This window comes from Candidatus Thorarchaeota archaeon, assembly GCA_013388835.1.
In the GTDB taxonomy this organism is placed as follows: Archaea; Asgardarchaeota; Thorarchaeia; order Thorarchaeales; family Thorarchaeaceae; genus JACAEL01.
Genome location: JACAEL010000040.1, coordinates 1 through 15,191, shown reverse-complemented (window position 1 = coordinate 15,191; position 15,191 = coordinate 1). Strand labels below are relative to the sequence as shown.

The 15,191-nt window shown below is 54.2% G+C and carries 13 protein-coding genes; 9 read left to right on the top strand and 4 right to left on the bottom strand.

The genetic code is table 11. The features are described 5' to 3' along the window. The first annotated feature begins 17 nt into the window (after positions 1 to 17). From HXY34_07555 to HXY34_07545, 3 genes are read left to right on the top strand one after another with little or no spacing between them, the layout of a single operon-like run. Positions 18 to 1,934: a hypothetical protein gene (locus tag HXY34_07555; GenBank protein NWF95986.1), complete on the top strand. Its 1,917-nt coding sequence runs from the start codon at positions 18 to 20 to the stop codon at positions 1,932 to 1,934. Then, positions 1,906 to 3,795, top strand: a complete 1,890-nt coding sequence (locus HXY34_07550; GenBank protein ID NWF95985.1) for an ATP-binding protein — start codon at positions 1,906 to 1,908, stop codon at positions 3,793 to 3,795. Before HXY34_07555 ends, HXY34_07550 begins: the two co-directional genes overlap by 29 nt. Before the next feature lie 25 nt (positions 3,796 to 3,820). Next, complete coding sequence (locus HXY34_07545) at positions 3,821 to 3,991, top strand: hypothetical protein (protein NWF95984.1); 171 nt, start codon at positions 3,821 to 3,823, stop codon at positions 3,989 to 3,991. Positions 3,992 to 4,084: 93 nt separating this feature from the next. On the opposite strand, the gene HXY34_07540 is transcribed toward HXY34_07545, so the two are convergent. After that, a complete protein-coding gene (locus HXY34_07540; protein NWF95983.1) occupies positions 4,085 to 4,906 on the bottom strand; it encodes a PadR family transcriptional regulator in 822 nt (273 codons plus the stop codon). Positions 4,907 to 5,060: 154 nt separating this feature from the next. Between HXY34_07540 and HXY34_07535 the strand changes: the two genes are divergently transcribed. After that, positions 5,061 to 5,273 carry a hypothetical protein gene (locus HXY34_07535; GenBank protein NWF95982.1) on the top strand — a complete coding sequence of 71 codons (213 nt, stop codon included), beginning with the start codon at positions 5,061 to 5,063 and terminating at the stop codon, positions 5,271 to 5,273. Positions 5,274 to 5,646: 373 nt separating this feature from the next. Then, entirely contained in the window at positions 5,647 to 7,143 is a 1,497-nt protein-coding gene (locus HXY34_07530) for a hypothetical protein (protein NWF95981.1), read from the top strand. Positions 7,144 to 7,187: 44 nt separating this feature from the next. Here the strand turns inward: HXY34_07530 and ribA are convergent, their stop codons facing one another. Then, a complete protein-coding gene (gene ribA, locus HXY34_07525; GenBank protein NWF95980.1) occupies positions 7,188 to 7,820 on the bottom strand; it encodes a GTP cyclohydrolase II in 633 nt (210 codons plus the stop codon). A 212-nt stretch (positions 7,821 to 8,032) separates the two neighbouring features. Here ribA and HXY34_07520 point away from each other — a divergent pair, with 212 nt between their 5' ends. Together HXY34_07520 and HXY34_07515 are read left to right on the top strand one after the other, a co-directional pair. After that, positions 8,033 to 9,109, top strand: a complete 1,077-nt coding sequence (locus HXY34_07520; protein NWF95979.1) for a Coenzyme F420 hydrogenase/dehydrogenase, beta subunit C-terminal domain — start codon at positions 8,033 to 8,035, stop codon at positions 9,107 to 9,109. 426 nt (positions 9,110 to 9,535) lie between these two features. Continuing rightward, positions 9,536 to 10,171: an AAA family ATPase gene (locus tag HXY34_07515; protein NWF95978.1), complete on the top strand. Its 636-nt coding sequence runs from the start codon at positions 9,536 to 9,538 to the stop codon at positions 10,169 to 10,171. Here HXY34_07515 and HXY34_07510 read toward each other — a convergent pair. After that, a complete protein-coding gene (locus HXY34_07510; GenBank protein ID NWF95977.1) occupies positions 10,168 to 11,880 on the bottom strand; it encodes a hypothetical protein in 1,713 nt (570 codons plus the stop codon). The two genes, HXY34_07515 and HXY34_07510, sit on opposite strands and share 4 nt — an antisense overlap. A 404-nt stretch (positions 11,881 to 12,284) precedes the next feature. Between HXY34_07510 and HXY34_07505 the strand changes: the two genes are divergently transcribed. Together HXY34_07505 and HXY34_07500 are read left to right on the top strand one after the other, a co-directional pair. After that, a complete protein-coding gene (locus HXY34_07505) occupies positions 12,285 to 13,217 on the top strand; it encodes a hypothetical protein (protein ID NWF95976.1) in 933 nt (310 codons plus the stop codon). A gap of 52 nt (positions 13,218 to 13,269) precedes the next feature. After that, positions 13,270 to 14,088 carry a F420-dependent methylenetetrahydromethanopterin dehydrogenase gene (locus HXY34_07500; GenBank protein ID NWF95975.1) on the top strand — a complete coding sequence of 273 codons (819 nt, stop codon included), beginning with the start codon at positions 13,270 to 13,272 and terminating at the stop codon, positions 14,086 to 14,088. Positions 14,089 to 14,133: 45 nt separating this feature from the next. Here HXY34_07500 and HXY34_07495 read toward each other — a convergent pair whose 3' ends face one another. Beyond that, positions 14,134 to 15,150: a helix-hairpin-helix domain-containing protein gene (locus HXY34_07495; protein ID NWF95974.1), complete on the bottom strand. Its 1,017-nt coding sequence runs from the start codon at positions 15,148 to 15,150 to the stop codon at positions 14,134 to 14,136. Between the last annotated feature and the right edge of the window lie 41 nt (positions 15,151 to 15,191).

The following is a 15,191-nucleotide window of genomic DNA, read 5'->3' as shown; positions in this document are numbered from 1 at the left end:
GCTGGTGACTTCACGTCTTGAGTGAGGAGAGCTCGACAATAGTAAAGCGTCTCAAACAGGCGGGAGAGCTCTTGCTCAAAGGTGCCTCGAAGCAGGTCTCAAGCTACAGGAGCAGAGCAGACAGCCTGGAAGGAGTCTATGATAGATTCCTTGGGAAGATCCTCAGAAGCTACACAAATGGCAAGGTCTCACTATCGCTTGTAGACTCCTTCTTCAGAAAGCGAGAGCTGAAGTTCGCCGCTGTGGACGGCACCATCTACAAAGAACCCGTGTTCGACCTGGTGGTCTTCTTTGCAGGTGCGTATTTCTCGAAGGGCAACGTGTCAGTCGCCAGCGACGGCAGAGTCTGTGTGACGTACGATGACGAGTTCAATGACTGCGGCTATGGTGTATCCAGCGTCTTGCCAATCTATGTGAACGAGGTGCCCCAAGTAGACCAGACAATTCTGGGTCGGGACGAGACTGGGACTCAGGACCCAACCGTGTCCTATCACGACCAGTGGATTGTTGACAACTCCGCGTTTGCTGACTATCTTATGGGACTGGCGGAGTTCTACCTGGCCTACAGACTGGTCAGTGGAAACAGCCCCGTTGACATCCTTCTGATGGACAGAGTATGTTCATCGGAACTGTCCTCATACTACGCAGAGACCTCGGAGTATCGAATGGATCTAACTTCCGAAGCAGGTCTGATAGGTGCCAAGGTGGATGGACAGACGTTCACGGCCACGGACTGGGTCTATGCAAGACAGCTCTTCGGCAATCCCGTGCTTGGCACTCCACCACCCAGAGGCGAGTACCTCCTGCCGCGCGTGATAATGGAACTGATGTCAACCCGCGCGATGACCAGACAGGAGATTCTGGACCGGTTGTCCCTCAAGAGCGAAGAACAGAAGTACAAGCTAGACAAGGACTTGGAACGGGGGATGAGCAACAGAGATCCCGTAAAGAGGATCATCACAAGAAAGGGAGAGCACTTCTCAATCGTCCCTCAGTTCAAGGATGTTGTGGAGCGGACAGAGAGACTTGTCCTTCAGGTAGCAGAGAGGATGTTCTCAGAGGACCCGTCAGTGGACTACGAGACACGGTTCAAGATCGACGGCAGATGGATCACCACGAACGACCTAGCGTTCATGTCCCTGATGTTCCTGTATATGACCATGAGGATGTGCTGGAAGAACCGCGTGCTACTCGTTGGAATAGCCAAGGACACTTCAGCCCGGGACATGAAGCGCCAGTTGTTACCCGTACTGAACTATACCAACAGGTTCCAAGGCTCCTTTGAAGACGTGGGAGCTGACACTCCAGACACGGACAGGATGATACTTCAGTGGGTGTCACTGAGAGAGAGGACCAAATTGCCTGTCCCGTGGGCAGTGATGGAGTATGACACTGCATTCAAGACCACAGTCCCGCACTTCAACGGAGTGAGCGGACTGATATCAGGCGCGCGTAGGAACCAGGTCTCTTTGAACTCGACCTTTGTGAAGTCGTACTTCCAGCTCTCCGAGGCGGGTTCCGAACCGAATCTTCGTAGCAATGTCCTGCTCTATGACAGACTGGTGCATCCCGGCATTGACGACCAGGAGAGCACAACATTCGTACTGAAACACGACTATGGAAACAAGCCTGAAGACCCGGAAGACGTGCGTGTTGTACTCTACGACAGGGCAGAGAACGCGATGCAGGAGTTCATCGTTACAGTCTTCAAGAGCATGACCAGTGCAAGCATTCCTGAACTGTTCGGTCACCTGAAGCCGCTGTACATTGCAGACAAGGTGGCCAAGTTCTACTACGGGGAGTTCAAGCGAGTGGTGGAGAGCACAGGTGTCTGGCTTTCAAGGAAGCCAGAGCTTCGAGACTTCTTGTTCTACCTCAGTACATTCAGAGAGAGGCGTGCAGAATATGAACAGACAAGGCGGACGACGGAGTAAGATCACACTCTTTACCGACTTTGATGGAGCCTTCGATGGCGTCCTCGCCAAAGTAATACCCGTTGCGGCGACCTACACATCCGAGTGGGCAGGGTCGGCAGCCAGATACGACTGCCGGGTCAAAGTTCGCTATGACAAGGAACTCATGGCTCAACTTGAGGAGGGCATGCTGCTCGCAGTAGAGAACTTCAGGAGTTTTTCGAAGAAGTCGGTCAATAGCAGGATCAAACGGTATACTGTCATGGTGGTATCGAAGGTCTGGCCGCTTCACTACGGGCTGGGCGGCGTGAGTGACAATCACTACTTTCCTCTTCAGCTTGAGATAATTGAGCAAGCGGTCACTGACTGGTCCACTGATGACCAGTCCACAATGATGATACAGCTCGATGCAATACCTATCAACTACGACCTGATACTTGACGAACATGGCAACATCGAATTCAGGAAGGGGTTCTCCTACCCGCTCGTGGGCTCAAAGGTTCAAGTAATCCACTCGGACCTCGTCAACCTGATATACAATGACCGGGTCAAGAAGGCAATCGGATTCGACAAGGATTTCACGTCTCCAGACCCGAGGAAAGACCCGAGAGTCGGAGTGTTGAGGATGTTCACCGAGTCTGATGAGCAGATACCAATCTACGTGGACATCTACAAGCTTGTCAGGTACCACTTTGGAGTGTTCTCATTCACCGGCGGAGGGAAGAGTAACCTTGTCTCGAATCTTATCCGACGCATCCTGTACCACACCAAGGATACAAAGGTCGTGCTCTTCGACATCTCTTGCGAGTACCCCTTCCTTCTGTCGGATGTCTTCATGGACTCGAAGATCAAGTCGAAGATAGTCCTCGAGGAAGACCCATCGGATGGAGCGCGTTTCGCAAAGTCCATTGTGAAGCCAAGAGACTTTGAGGACAATCCTGCCGCCAACGGCATTCTGGAGGACATCTTCAGACGAGGTGTTGTCACCTACTTCAACAGGCCACTTACCGATGTGCCGACCTACAACTCGATCATAGAAGAAGCCCGCAGCATGCGAACTGAGAACATGTCCAAACCCACGTATGTGCAGGCCATTGATGAGATCATTGACGCAGTATACGACTGGATGACAAGGATGAACAAGAGAGAGAACGACGAGCTAGACGAGCAGTTTGTTGACCACCTGCACGCCGAGGCACAAGATGCAATGGCCAAGTTCTACGTGCATGAGAAGTCCACTCTATACGCGTGGGGTACCACGAGGGACTCCTTGAAGTCTGTGATTGCAAGGAGCAGGACGGCTGCGTCCTCGGGAGTGACAGTCAAGGACATGCTGAAGATGCTGGGCGGTCCAGAGAGAGTGCTATGCATATCGATTGCAGACCCGGACATAATCCGCGAGTTGGTGATAAGACTCACCGAAGCGGCTCTGCGCCAGAGAAAGAAGTCCTTTGAGATAAGGCCGCAGATTCTGTTCGTATTCGACGAGGCGCAGGAGTTCATTCCCAACAACGCCAGCGGCCACCTGGCTCACTGCAGTGCGGCAGTGGAGCGACTGCTAAGGCAGGGAAGGAAGTATGGACTTGGAGGTGCGGTGGCCACGCAGAGAATTGCCTACGTGAACACAAACATCCTGCAGCAGCTTCACACCTTCTTCGTGGGCACGCTACCCAGACCATATGATAGGACAGTCGTGAGCAGCTCGTTCCAGATTGACCTGAGCATCCTTGATAAGACCCTCGAGTTTCCTCCAGGTTCGTGGCTTCTCTCAAGCTACATAGCGACAGGTCTAGACAACGTCCCTGTGTTTGTCAAGGCGGACAATGCAGAGGATGTGCTTATGCTGTACTTGGACCATCATAAGCGGCAGGAGGAGGAATAACACGACTGATGACACATCGGTTCCCATGCAGGTGAAGACCACACAACAACCTGCGGACCAGACCCGAAGACTCGAGGAGTACGAGGCAAGACTCAGGCGACTGGAAGAAGACCTTCAGCACATAGCGGCAGTCCTCAGGTCCATCTTGAACACGACGGATGATGATGTGCTTGACAGATGCCTGCGCCGCAGCTGACGGGACACAGAACAGTCCCTTCGCTGGGACAGACGGATGACGGAGTCCAACTGAACTCCTGTTCACCATCAGTAGGAGGTAATCCGACGGTGCCTATTCGCTGTGCTTCATAGCCCAGAATTGCACCAGACCGGGACTGAGCACGACAGTCCCATGCTTCGAGAACTGAGACCCAAGAATCTCACAGATCTCTTCACCGTCAACCACACCCAGTTCAGGAAACAGCATTACGGCAGTGTTCTTGATGAAGGACTCCAGACCGGCGTCGACCACTTCGTTGAGAAAGACGAGACCGGCATTCAGGTGAAACACACCGTCCTCTATCAGTACGCGCTTCGCTTCACATATAGTGCCCGGAAGCATCGCCCTGGGTGGTGTTCCAAGCAACCAGTACTCTGCAAAGGAGTTGCTCCGAACGGACAGGTCCCAGGGCTCTCCCTTCACAGAACCGCATTTGACGCCGCTCTGTTCCCACAGCAGAGTGTCGCCAACCACGTACAGCCCGGACTCTCCAGCTCGCTCGCGGATGAGGTTCAGTGTTGAGTCGCCAACGCTGACATACGGTGAGAGATTGCACACGAGTATCTTGCCTGAGCACGGATGCAACTCTTCCCTGACAGTGTCCTGCATTGACCTCTCCAGCATATGGTCACTGAACGCTTCATAAAAGTGGAAGATGGTCCTCATGGAGTCCCTGAGCAGTCGCCGAAGATACCTCTCTCCCTTCTCGCCCTTGCTGTATACTCGCCTAGAAGGACCATGCGGACCCTCGGTTTCAGAACAGACAATGAGACCCTCTTCCTCCATCTGCTTCAGAATCCGGTAGAGCCTTGTGATTTCGATGTCACCGAGAAGTGGCTGAAGGCGTCGCCTTATCTCATACCCGTGACACGGAGTTCGATCGATGATAAGCATTATCTCATCTCTCACTCCGTCGCGTGGAACCATGTCTAGCTATTTGCAGAACCGCCATTAGATAGTTTTGGATACCACCTTATAATCACTCGTGAAGCAGTGTTCGTGAGGTCTAGAAGAAGTGACTCAGAACTGTATCTCATGTGGAATGCCCATGACCAAACCCGAGGAGTTCGGCGGTCACAAGATGGGCAACCCGACCTGTGTCTACTGTAGCAACGAGGATGGGTCGCTGAAGCCCAGGAGCATTGTTCGAGAGGAAATGATCTCTTATTGGATGGACAGAGAGAAGATCCCGCGATCCGACGCCGAGAAGGCAGTTGACAACTACATGGCAACGATGCCTGCATGGAAAGGCAAGAAGTAGCCGGTCGTCTCAGAGAAGCCCGAGGCCCACACTGGGCTTCTCTACTTTTTCTTCCAGGCAAGTGGTTCAGATGATGCAGGATTCCTGATGGCTGTTCTATTGTAGAGTCGTCGTTCCAGTCGTTCCGTAGACTCATGGCATGACCACACGAGATTCGTGACCACACTCCCTCCGAGTGCACATCTCAGACTATCTATGTCAAATGAGACGACGTCTCATGCAGCATCGGAAGTGAGCATATTGATCTCATTGACCTATCATGGTCGCAGTGGCAAGCACACATTTGCTTAAATCATGTCACGCACATACTCACAACATCCCATTGGGACAAGCCAGTGATGGCGTGCGAGAGATGTAATGCCAAGGATGTAGGATGCCAAGGAGACTCGTGTGTGACACCGAGCGGTGTCTGAAGCTCTTCTATGTTGCGTCATTGATACTGTACATGCTATTCTACATCAACAATGAGACATGGATACCACTGGATGAATATGTCTTCTCTTCGTGGCTTCACTTGCTCGTCGGCGGCACATGTGCAATCTGCATACTCATATCAACTCTGGGGATGGCACTGTTCTCGCAAGGCAAGCAGACAAGATACATGGCTTTGTCAACTGCCACGCTGTTGGTAGCGTTTCTCTCATTCCTCTTCGCCCTGAGCTATCCGGTGGGTCCAAGACTGTTGCCAGTTCCCACATCGATTGCGAAGTCACAGATGATTGCCGCCACGATAGGTGTTGTAGTGCCAGCCAGTGTCGCACTCGAGTTCGTCTTCAGAAAGCAACTGGTCGGTAGGTCGGCCTACCTCTCCTACATCGTCGTAATGCTGCTAGTATTGCCCATTCTCTTCATTGTCCTCACCGTACTTCCAGTCGAGATTCCCGCACTAGCAGTCAGAGGGCATGGCATCACTCCGCTGGGCTTTCTCGTTCTCAGCATCTGCATCCTGTTCATTCTCACAGCCAGCTATGCATGGTGGCTGGAGTTCCGAAAACGAAGAACGCCGCTCCCCCTTGCAGTCCTCATGGCGATTTCCATGCTCATGGTCACTACAGCCTATGTCACGATACCCAGTGGACCTGGGACATCATTGGGCAGTCTTGTGGCGATGGCCGCAGGAACCGAAGGCCTTCTCTTCGTGGCGATAGCTATGACCGTCGCATTCTCGATTGAACGAGAGACTGCTCTCAGCGAGATAGTACTCCAACGAACCAGAGAGACAAGAATCGCCAAGGATGAGAGCGAGTTCTACCTCTATCTCTGGAGTCATGAGGTGCGTAACCTCCTGCAGAGCATCATGCTGTATCTTGAACTGCCAGAGGGCAACAGCCGGGAATGTGAAGAAGCAATCAGGTCGCTTGTGGAGAGGACAGCGACAATCATCGCTCGGATAACTGAGATGGCACAGGTCAAGAGCGGAGAGAAGACAGTCACCAAGCGAGTCGGACTCTGCGACATGATTGTCTCTGCGTTGGAGATGGTCTCCAAGATGCAACCGCAGAGGAGCGCCCTGTTCGTCTTCAATCCACCCTCTTCCGAGATCTTCGTGCTGGCTGATGAACTTGGGCCTCAAGTGTTCGTAAACCTGCTGAAGAATAGCATCACGTTCAGTCCGGAACCGGAGCCCTCCATCAAGATTGAGATTATGATGGACACACCCGGTTGGGCGGGGGTCACTATCGCCGACAGTGGACCACCTCTGCCCGAGCAGGTGAAGTCCGCCATCTTCGACCCATTCGTCCCGAGTGGAGGACGACTGGGATTAGGGCTCTTTCTTGTCAAGACGCTGGTGGTCCGATACAAGGGGAAACTTGACTATGTGCGGGAGGATGGCAAGAACATATTCCGGGTCGACCTGAGAGTGGCCTAGCACCAGTTGACCGGCCGCTAGCGGAATAGCAAGCACAGGGGCAATCACTTGTGTGTCAAGTGGTCTATCTCATCAATGGAACGGACGTCTGCCAAGTCGCCGAAGAGGTGTCCTGCCCGCTGGGCCTTTGTCTCGATGTATCGTTCGTTGTATACGTCTGAAGGGATTACCAGAGGCACGCGTTCGGTGATTACTATCCCGTGAGCCCTGAGCTGTGCAATCTTCTCCGGATTGTTTGTCAGAAGCCGGATCGACTTGATTCCCAGCGAATTGAGTATGTGCGCGGCCACTCCATAGTCTCGCTCGTCTGGTCGATAGCCAAGCAAGAGGTTGGCATCAATAGTATCGACACCCTGGTCCTGAAGTGCATAGGCCCGAATCTTGTTGGTGAGACCGATGTTGCGGCCCTCCTGTCGGAGATACAACAGGACTCCAGTGCCCTCTGCTTCGATTCGCCTCAATGACTCGAGGAGCTGTTCTCTGCAGTCACACCTCATTGACCCCATGACATCGCCGGTGAGGCACTCAGAATGCAAACGAGCGAGTACAGCCTCCTGTCCCACCACATTGCCCTTGACTATTGCTGTATGCTCCTTTCCGTCACATGGGCTCACAAAGCCACATATCTGGAAGTTGCCAAACCTGCTGGGGAGGTCCGCGACTGCCACGAGCTGCACACAACACTCCACAGGATTACAGCGATGGCCTCTGCTCTCCTCAATGAGCTTGTCAATCTGTTCTCTTGTCAGGTTCACTCTAGATGCCTCTGTTGTCCTAGAGCAACACCTCTGGCAGTGAGATATGCATTGCGATACAGCGGCACGAGCTTATCATCCGACACTCCTATATTCCGGTGCCGTGCTCCATCTCATCTGGTGCCAGCGAGAACATGAGTGGACCACTGGAAAGCGCATTGAGAACATCGCAGCTGTGGCTGAAGACCAGTACCAAACGTATGGCCTTTAAGAGACTCAGCAAGGAAATAGTAGAGACCGGCGTCTGCACAGAGTGTGGCGCATGCGTTGGCAACTGTCCGGTCAATGCTCTGACGGGGGAGGTGAGTCAGGGTCGTTACGTGCCTACACTGACTGGTGAGTGTATATCGTGTGGCATCTGCTATACGGTCTGTCCACGTACGTACTCTCTGTGGTCGGAGCTGGTCGGCCCATTCCGGAGCGCTTGGAAGGTGAAGTCGAAGACGGAGGGCCCCAGACAGGATGGTGGGGCAGTGACTGCGTTCCTGTCCTTCCTGCTCGACACGGCAGCAATAGATGCAGCAGTGGTTGCCAGACGTGACACGAAGGGTGGGCCCCCCAGAGCTGTGACTGTCAGGACTGCCCAGGAGGCAAGAGAATCCGGGGGATCAGTATACTCGCACATACCAGTGGTCGAGCAAGCAGTCCGTGCATTCAAGGAAGGACACAGAGCCATTGCAGTAGTGGGCACTTCCTGCAGCCTGGATGCACTGCACAAGATGGAAACGCATCCTGCGGGCCTCCTTCAGGTGGAGCCCAGGTTCAGTGTGTTCAAGATTGGGCTCTTCTGCATGGAGTCGTTCGTCCACAAGGGTCTCATGGACTACCTGCAAGAGCGCGGGATTGATATCAGGCAAGTCAAGAAGTGGGCAATTACAAAGGGGATGTTTCAAGTTCAGGTAGACGAAGGAGTACAAGAATGGCCGGTCTCCGAACTGAGTCCCGTCGCTGCGTCATCATGCTCCTATTGCCATGACTTCACCTGCATGAATGCGGACATCTCGTGCGGGAGCGTTGGTTCCGAAGATGGATGGACAACGGTCTTGGTCAGGTCCGCCAGAGGGGAGTGTCTTCTTCAAGGGGCTCTTGCAGCCGGGTCAATAGAGGCACAGATGCTCGACGAGAAGGAGATGCGGACCATTGAGACCGTGGCCAGATCGAAGGCCATGCGCACATACACACTACGACGATATGACGGAGCAGTCGACTAGGCACTGGGACGTGGACCGATGACTCGTCTTGCCCCAGTGACAGCGGTGCAGAAGCTGTACGAAATGGTCTGCCGCAGGGAGATCTCTGTGGTCAGACACCTGCGGACCGAAACGAAGGCTGCAATTGGTCACCGGAACCCAACAGGCGTCTTCATGTCCCGTTCCTTGGGTCAGAGCATCCCCACGAGACCGAGTGACAGGACATGAAGGGCCAGCAGCAGCTGCCCAGAAGATAATCAATCTTGGACATCACCGCTTGATGCTCATGTGCCTCCGTACGTGAACAGAGAGACGCAGGTCGACTAGACATGTCGCAGGACCTTGCAGAGAAACCCCAGTACCGCTTCCTAGGAGCGACAGGACTCCTGTGTCCCATTCTGCGCAGCTGAGAATGGACAGTCCAAGCATGAAACGCTGCGTTGTCACATGATCGGTCAGTGGAGCACTGCGTGCACGCTCACCGCGCCCGGCGGAGCCCTGTCAGCAGACCAGAACACCTATCATGGGATGTTGGAAGTCCAGCTTGAGGAAGGCCATCGAATGACCAACATTCTTCTCACAGGACCTCCGGGAGTGGGGAAGAGCACAGCCCTGAGGAGGGTTGTTGAGCAGCTCGGAATCCACAGAGCAGACGGGTTCTTCTCGGAGGAGATTCGTGAGAGGGGCACCCGAGTCGGCTTCGGAATCACCACGCTCACTGGTGTTAGAGGCCTACTCGCCCATGTGTCCGGGGTCAGAGGGCCCACCGTCGGCAAATACAGTGTCAACCTGGCTGACATTGAGACCATCGCAGTGCCCTCAATGAAGAGAGCTAGGCTCTCAGGGAAGACGATAGTGGTAGATGAAATCGCCCGAATGGAACTCTGTTCTCCTCGGTTCGTCGAGGAAGTGAGTGAGTGCCTCGGCACAGGGCGCGTACTGGGCACCATCCAGATGCGACGAGATCCTTTCTTGGACTCCGTAAGGAGAAGACCAGACGTGGAACTAATAGAGGTCACGCACATCAATCGCGAATGTGTCCCAGTAGAGGTGCTTCGTCGGATGGGAAACCTGACACGCTAGCGGGTCCTTGTCCTGAAGTATATAGACAAGACCACCAGCAGAGCGAGTATCCCCACAGAGCCAAGGGCCGCCCCAATGAGCCCCTGCGGGTCAGGTTCCACATGACTCACGACGGTGACGTATGTCCACTCCGAGGCGAAGCTGTTGCGGACTGAGGAGTTGTCGTAGCCCACCACCCGGTACCAGACCTGTACTCCAACGGGGTATGCGCCGAGATTCGCAGTGTACAGAGCGCCCCACGCTTGAGTCATGTTCTTGCTGACAGGATTGCTTGGGTCGGTGCCCCAGTAGACAACCACCTGACTGACGTTGTTGAGGTCAGAAACGTAGGCCTGAACGGTGAGGTTCGTGAGGCCAGGGTCTCTGAATGACTGCAAGACACGAACCTGCGCCACATGAGGCGGATGAGCATCAGGCGTCACAGTCACTGTGACAATGCTAATGGTGGTCTGGAAGAAGAAGTCTACCAGAGTCAAGTTATACACGTACACACCTACAGCCAGTCGGTCCGCAGAGATTGAGAAGTTCTCTCCACGCCACGCACCTGCCATCAATAGCGTCCCATTCCGGGTCATGTTGTACGAGCGAGGATTGGTCTCATCGATTGTCCAGTTTACCTTGTTGCCAGTGTGGCCTTCTTCGTACGAGTAGTCCGAAGTGGCATTGACCTCAGGCGATCGAATGTCGGGATACACTCGGACTTGCACCGTGTCGTTGGTAGAACGCGCAAACTTGTCGAACAACAGGATTGTGAATGTGTAGTTGCCGACATACAGGAAGTCCAACGTGACCCACAGTGGATCGCCAGCGGCATTGTGGAGTGTCCAATCTGGTTGAGTTATGTTCTGAGGAGTGTGGTATCGTGAGTCAGTCGTGTTACCATAGGAGCCATTGAAGAACTGAATGAACGCCAGAATGCTGTAGTTCTTCGGATTGCTGTCGTAGACGGTCCACTGCAGTTTCAGACCGCGCTTGCCGTACTCCAGTGCAATGTCATCGGGGGACGTCACTGTTGGTGGAGTCACGTCTGCAAAGACTGTGACATTGACATATGATGTGGAGTTGTGACCGAGTGTGTCGTTGACAAAGAGGCAATAGAGGTACCACCTTGTGGCATTCAGACCATCCACCCTGATGCTTATGTTGCCGCCATCCCAGCTGCCGGAGGCAATCTTTGCGAAGGTGCTTGTCGTGTCGTTTGAGGTTCTGGTGATGTTGTAGAAGTCTGGGTTGGGCTCCGTGATATTCCACTTGATGAAGTGGTCGAAGCTGCCAGCCTCGTAGGAGAAGTTGTCAGGAGCAACGATGACAGGTGCGGTCTCGTCTGGCAGAATGAACACGTTGACAGAGTCGGAGGCAGACTCGTTCTTGGTGTTGAAGACAGTGCAAGTGAATACGAAGGTGATTGGAAGTACTGTGACAAGATTCTGCGTGTATAGATGGTCAAGAGCCACTGATATGGGAATTCCGCTCCACGACATAGACACAAACGTTGTGCCGTTCCGTGAGATCGTGTAGTTCTTTGGGCTTGGGTCTGTGGCATTCCAGTTGATAGTCTTGCCACGAGTGTTGTTCTCAAATGTCAGGTCAGGGGGGCTGTCGATTGTGGGTGCGGACAGGAGAAGACTCGGCCCCTCAGCATAAAGGCTTCTAGCCGGTGCAAGTCCTAGGGGTATTGGAGAGACAATCAACCAAAGCAGAAGCGCCATGAAGCCAACACTGATGCACCTGTGAGCCATCTGGTACACGTCCATACACGTAGAGTGAGCCGTCGAGCCAAGTACTTGAGTTTTATACTCTTCGGTGGTTCAATGTCTGTCCCTGTCTGAAGTTTGGAGTGAGGATGGCGACTCACAAGGTGGTCTACAGGCGCGTGTGAATGCTCACAGAGGGACTGACTCAATGTGATACGGGCTCAGAGTCATCAGGTGACGGACCGCAGGACCATACACATGTGATGAGGACTGCGAGGGGCTACCGAATCCCCGCGTCTGCGCCACCAAGGTCGCATCAAGGTGACAGACTCGAACGGTGGTCTGTAGGACATATCCTATTAAACGACCGACGCAGCATGACAGACGGGCACTTCAAACACAGAATTGAGGGTCTATCCTTGCCACAAGCCATGTTTGCCATCTGGTGGGACGACACGCTCGGTCCTCTCGTCGGCAGAGCAAGTCCGGACGGATTCGCGCTCACCGGGGATGAGGCCCTTGCTGTATTTCTCGGCCATGGTGTAAACCAAGAGGCAAGAATTGGGTACACAAACCTTGGAAGAGGGCTGGTAGTGTCGCTTATGGAGGCCCCGAACTGCATTGGCGTTTTGCTAGACAAGGACGAGGACCCTCAGGTTGTAGAACGAAACCTCGTCCGTGTGGCGAAGGACATTGACTTCAACAGCGAGGACTGGGACACCGAGATTCATGCCGCCTTCGACGGGCTCAAACGACTCATGAGGAGCTCAACCTATGACGAGCTACTTGCAAGACCTGAGGTCCGCCGGATGATTGACGACCTCGTGGAAGGGAGACTGGACGCCCTGCACCCGCGTCACATTCTCAGGGCGGCATCTACCTATCCTGCTGCAGCAAAGTACCTTGGGAGCGACCACGAGGAGAATGAACGGACACTGCGTGACCTTGCAGCGGCAGGCTTGCTGGTTCCGAGAACCTACGGACGCAGAGTCCAGTGTAGGCAGTGTGGAAGCAGTGAGGTGGAGGTAAGCTTGACCTGTCCCAGCTGTGACAGCAAGGACCTCTACAAGGTATATGCAGTCTATTGCCAACACTGCGGCAACAGGACTCAGGCTCTGATTCCTGACGATCTCACGGAGGTGTGTTGTCAGTACTGTAAGGCGCCCATGAAAGTGTCAGACCTTGCGGTCCTAGATGTGGAAGTCCTGTGTCAGGAGTGTGGCAGGGCGTCGCCGGACCCACGAATCGCTCTGACATGTACAGTCTGCGGGAGGCGGCTTGGGAACGTTGACATACTTGGTGGCACCGGACTCTCGTATGCATCCAAGATAGACAGACGCAAGAAGCACTGAACGACCACAATGGTTTTTTCGTGCCACATCGACGCCGTCAAGTGTGAACCAGATGGACGAGCGAAAGGTGAAGGTGGCCGTTCTGAAGATGGGGTGCATAGGAGCGGCACCCTTGCTTGAATACCTGCTGGACGAGAGAGCACAGCGAAAGGACATCGAAGTGCGGGCCTTTTCGAGCGGCTCCAAGCTGCTGCCCGAGTTCTGCAGAGAGAGTATCGATGATGCACTGCGATGGTCACCGGACCTTGCCGTTTTGGTCAGTCCCAATGCAGCCCTGCCCGGACCCACATTAGCAAGAGACCGATTCCACGAGGCGAACATCGCAGCCCTAACAGTCGGAGACGGGCCCTCCCTGAAGGCATTTCAGAAGAAGGACGCAGATGGAGAAAAGAAGACAACAGCCCATCCGAGACAGGGCTTTGTGATACTGCCCATGGACCCAATGATAGGCGCCAGAAAGGAAACACTGGACGCCACGGAGATGGTGTTGTTCAACTCGGACCTGCTCAGAGTCCTGTCCGTCACTGGCGTTGTGAGGTTGCTGCGCCGCACCATAGATGGAATCGTGCAAAGTCTGGCGCAGGGCAAGGAGCCCGAGATGCCCAAGCTTCACACGACGAAGGAGGACTGTATCAAGAACGCAGGCTTCCATAATCCGTATGCCAGAGCAAAGGCGTACGCAGCACTTCAGATGACCGAGTCGGTCGCCACGTTGACCACCGAAGCATGCTTCCGAGAGAAGGAGAAGGAGCGATGCACTCTGTTGGCGACTGCTGCGCACGAGCTACTCAGGGCTGCCGCACGCCTGGCGGATGAAGCAAGAGAGGTTGAGAAGACCAACGACGCTCTACTGAAGACGAGTGAGTCATGACACGAGGATGCGTCGATTCAGACTGATGGCGGCGGAATGACAATTTCACGACTTCTCAGATGACCTGGCAGCCTCCTTGATAGTCTCGCGGGCTGCGCGGATGATCTTCTCTGCCTGCGCATTGCCAAGACCCTTGACCCTGGATACAAGCCTCGCGGGAGTCTCACCCGCCAGCTGAGCAATGGAGGAGTAACCTGCTGCGGTGAGACGCTCCTCCATCCTTGCGCCTACTCCTGGCATTGTCCTGAGAGACCCCGGCTGGTGAATGTCCTCTCCCAGAATCTCCTTCATCTCAGCGTCCGAGAGCTCCTTTGTTGTCTCAAGTATCTCCACCTGGCTTCGAACCGACTCGATGTCATGAGTTCCAATGAATGAGTCAACCGTCTGCTTCACCATGTCCTCGTCAAAGTCGAGTGATAGCTCCTCCATCTCAATCTCTCGGCCCATGAGGACCGGAGTGTTCCCATTGAAGTACAGAGCAATCAGAGAGGACAGGACAGCAAACTGCTGCCCGGCCTGCGTCACAGCAGACGGAATGTGCCATCCAAATGCTCCCAGCTCGACAGCAGAGAAGAGAGCAAAGTAACCAATGAAGAGAAGCCAGACCAATGACAGTCGTCGGCCGCGGTTCTTGGGCGAACCAAGCTCGGTCCAGATGAGCAGGACACAGAGCCCCAGCAGGAATCCCTCGATAAAGCGCTCCACACTCAGAAGAGCCGCAGCATTTACCCATACGACTGGTTCGCTCGAACCAGAGACCTCAATGCCGTAGAACAGAGAGCCAAAGATAGAGAGGAGACCGACCATCAGTACGGCCAGGCTGAATGCACTCTTTCGACCCGCCAAGTCACCGACCAGACCTGCTGCTGCGGTGCCAACTGCAAGAAGGACAGGCTCCAGAAGTGTGAGACCTGACTCCTCACCGAGAGACATGAAGACCATCCCCGCTAGCGCAAAGTTGACCTCGAGCTGGCCCATCGTGGAGAAGTACCACAGGATGTGGGCGGCCATCAAGAAGAACGTCGGCAACAGGTAGCTGATGGTCTGACCGCTGACCGCCAAGAGATGTCGTTTCCATGTCCATGGCTTGAAACAGACAGAGG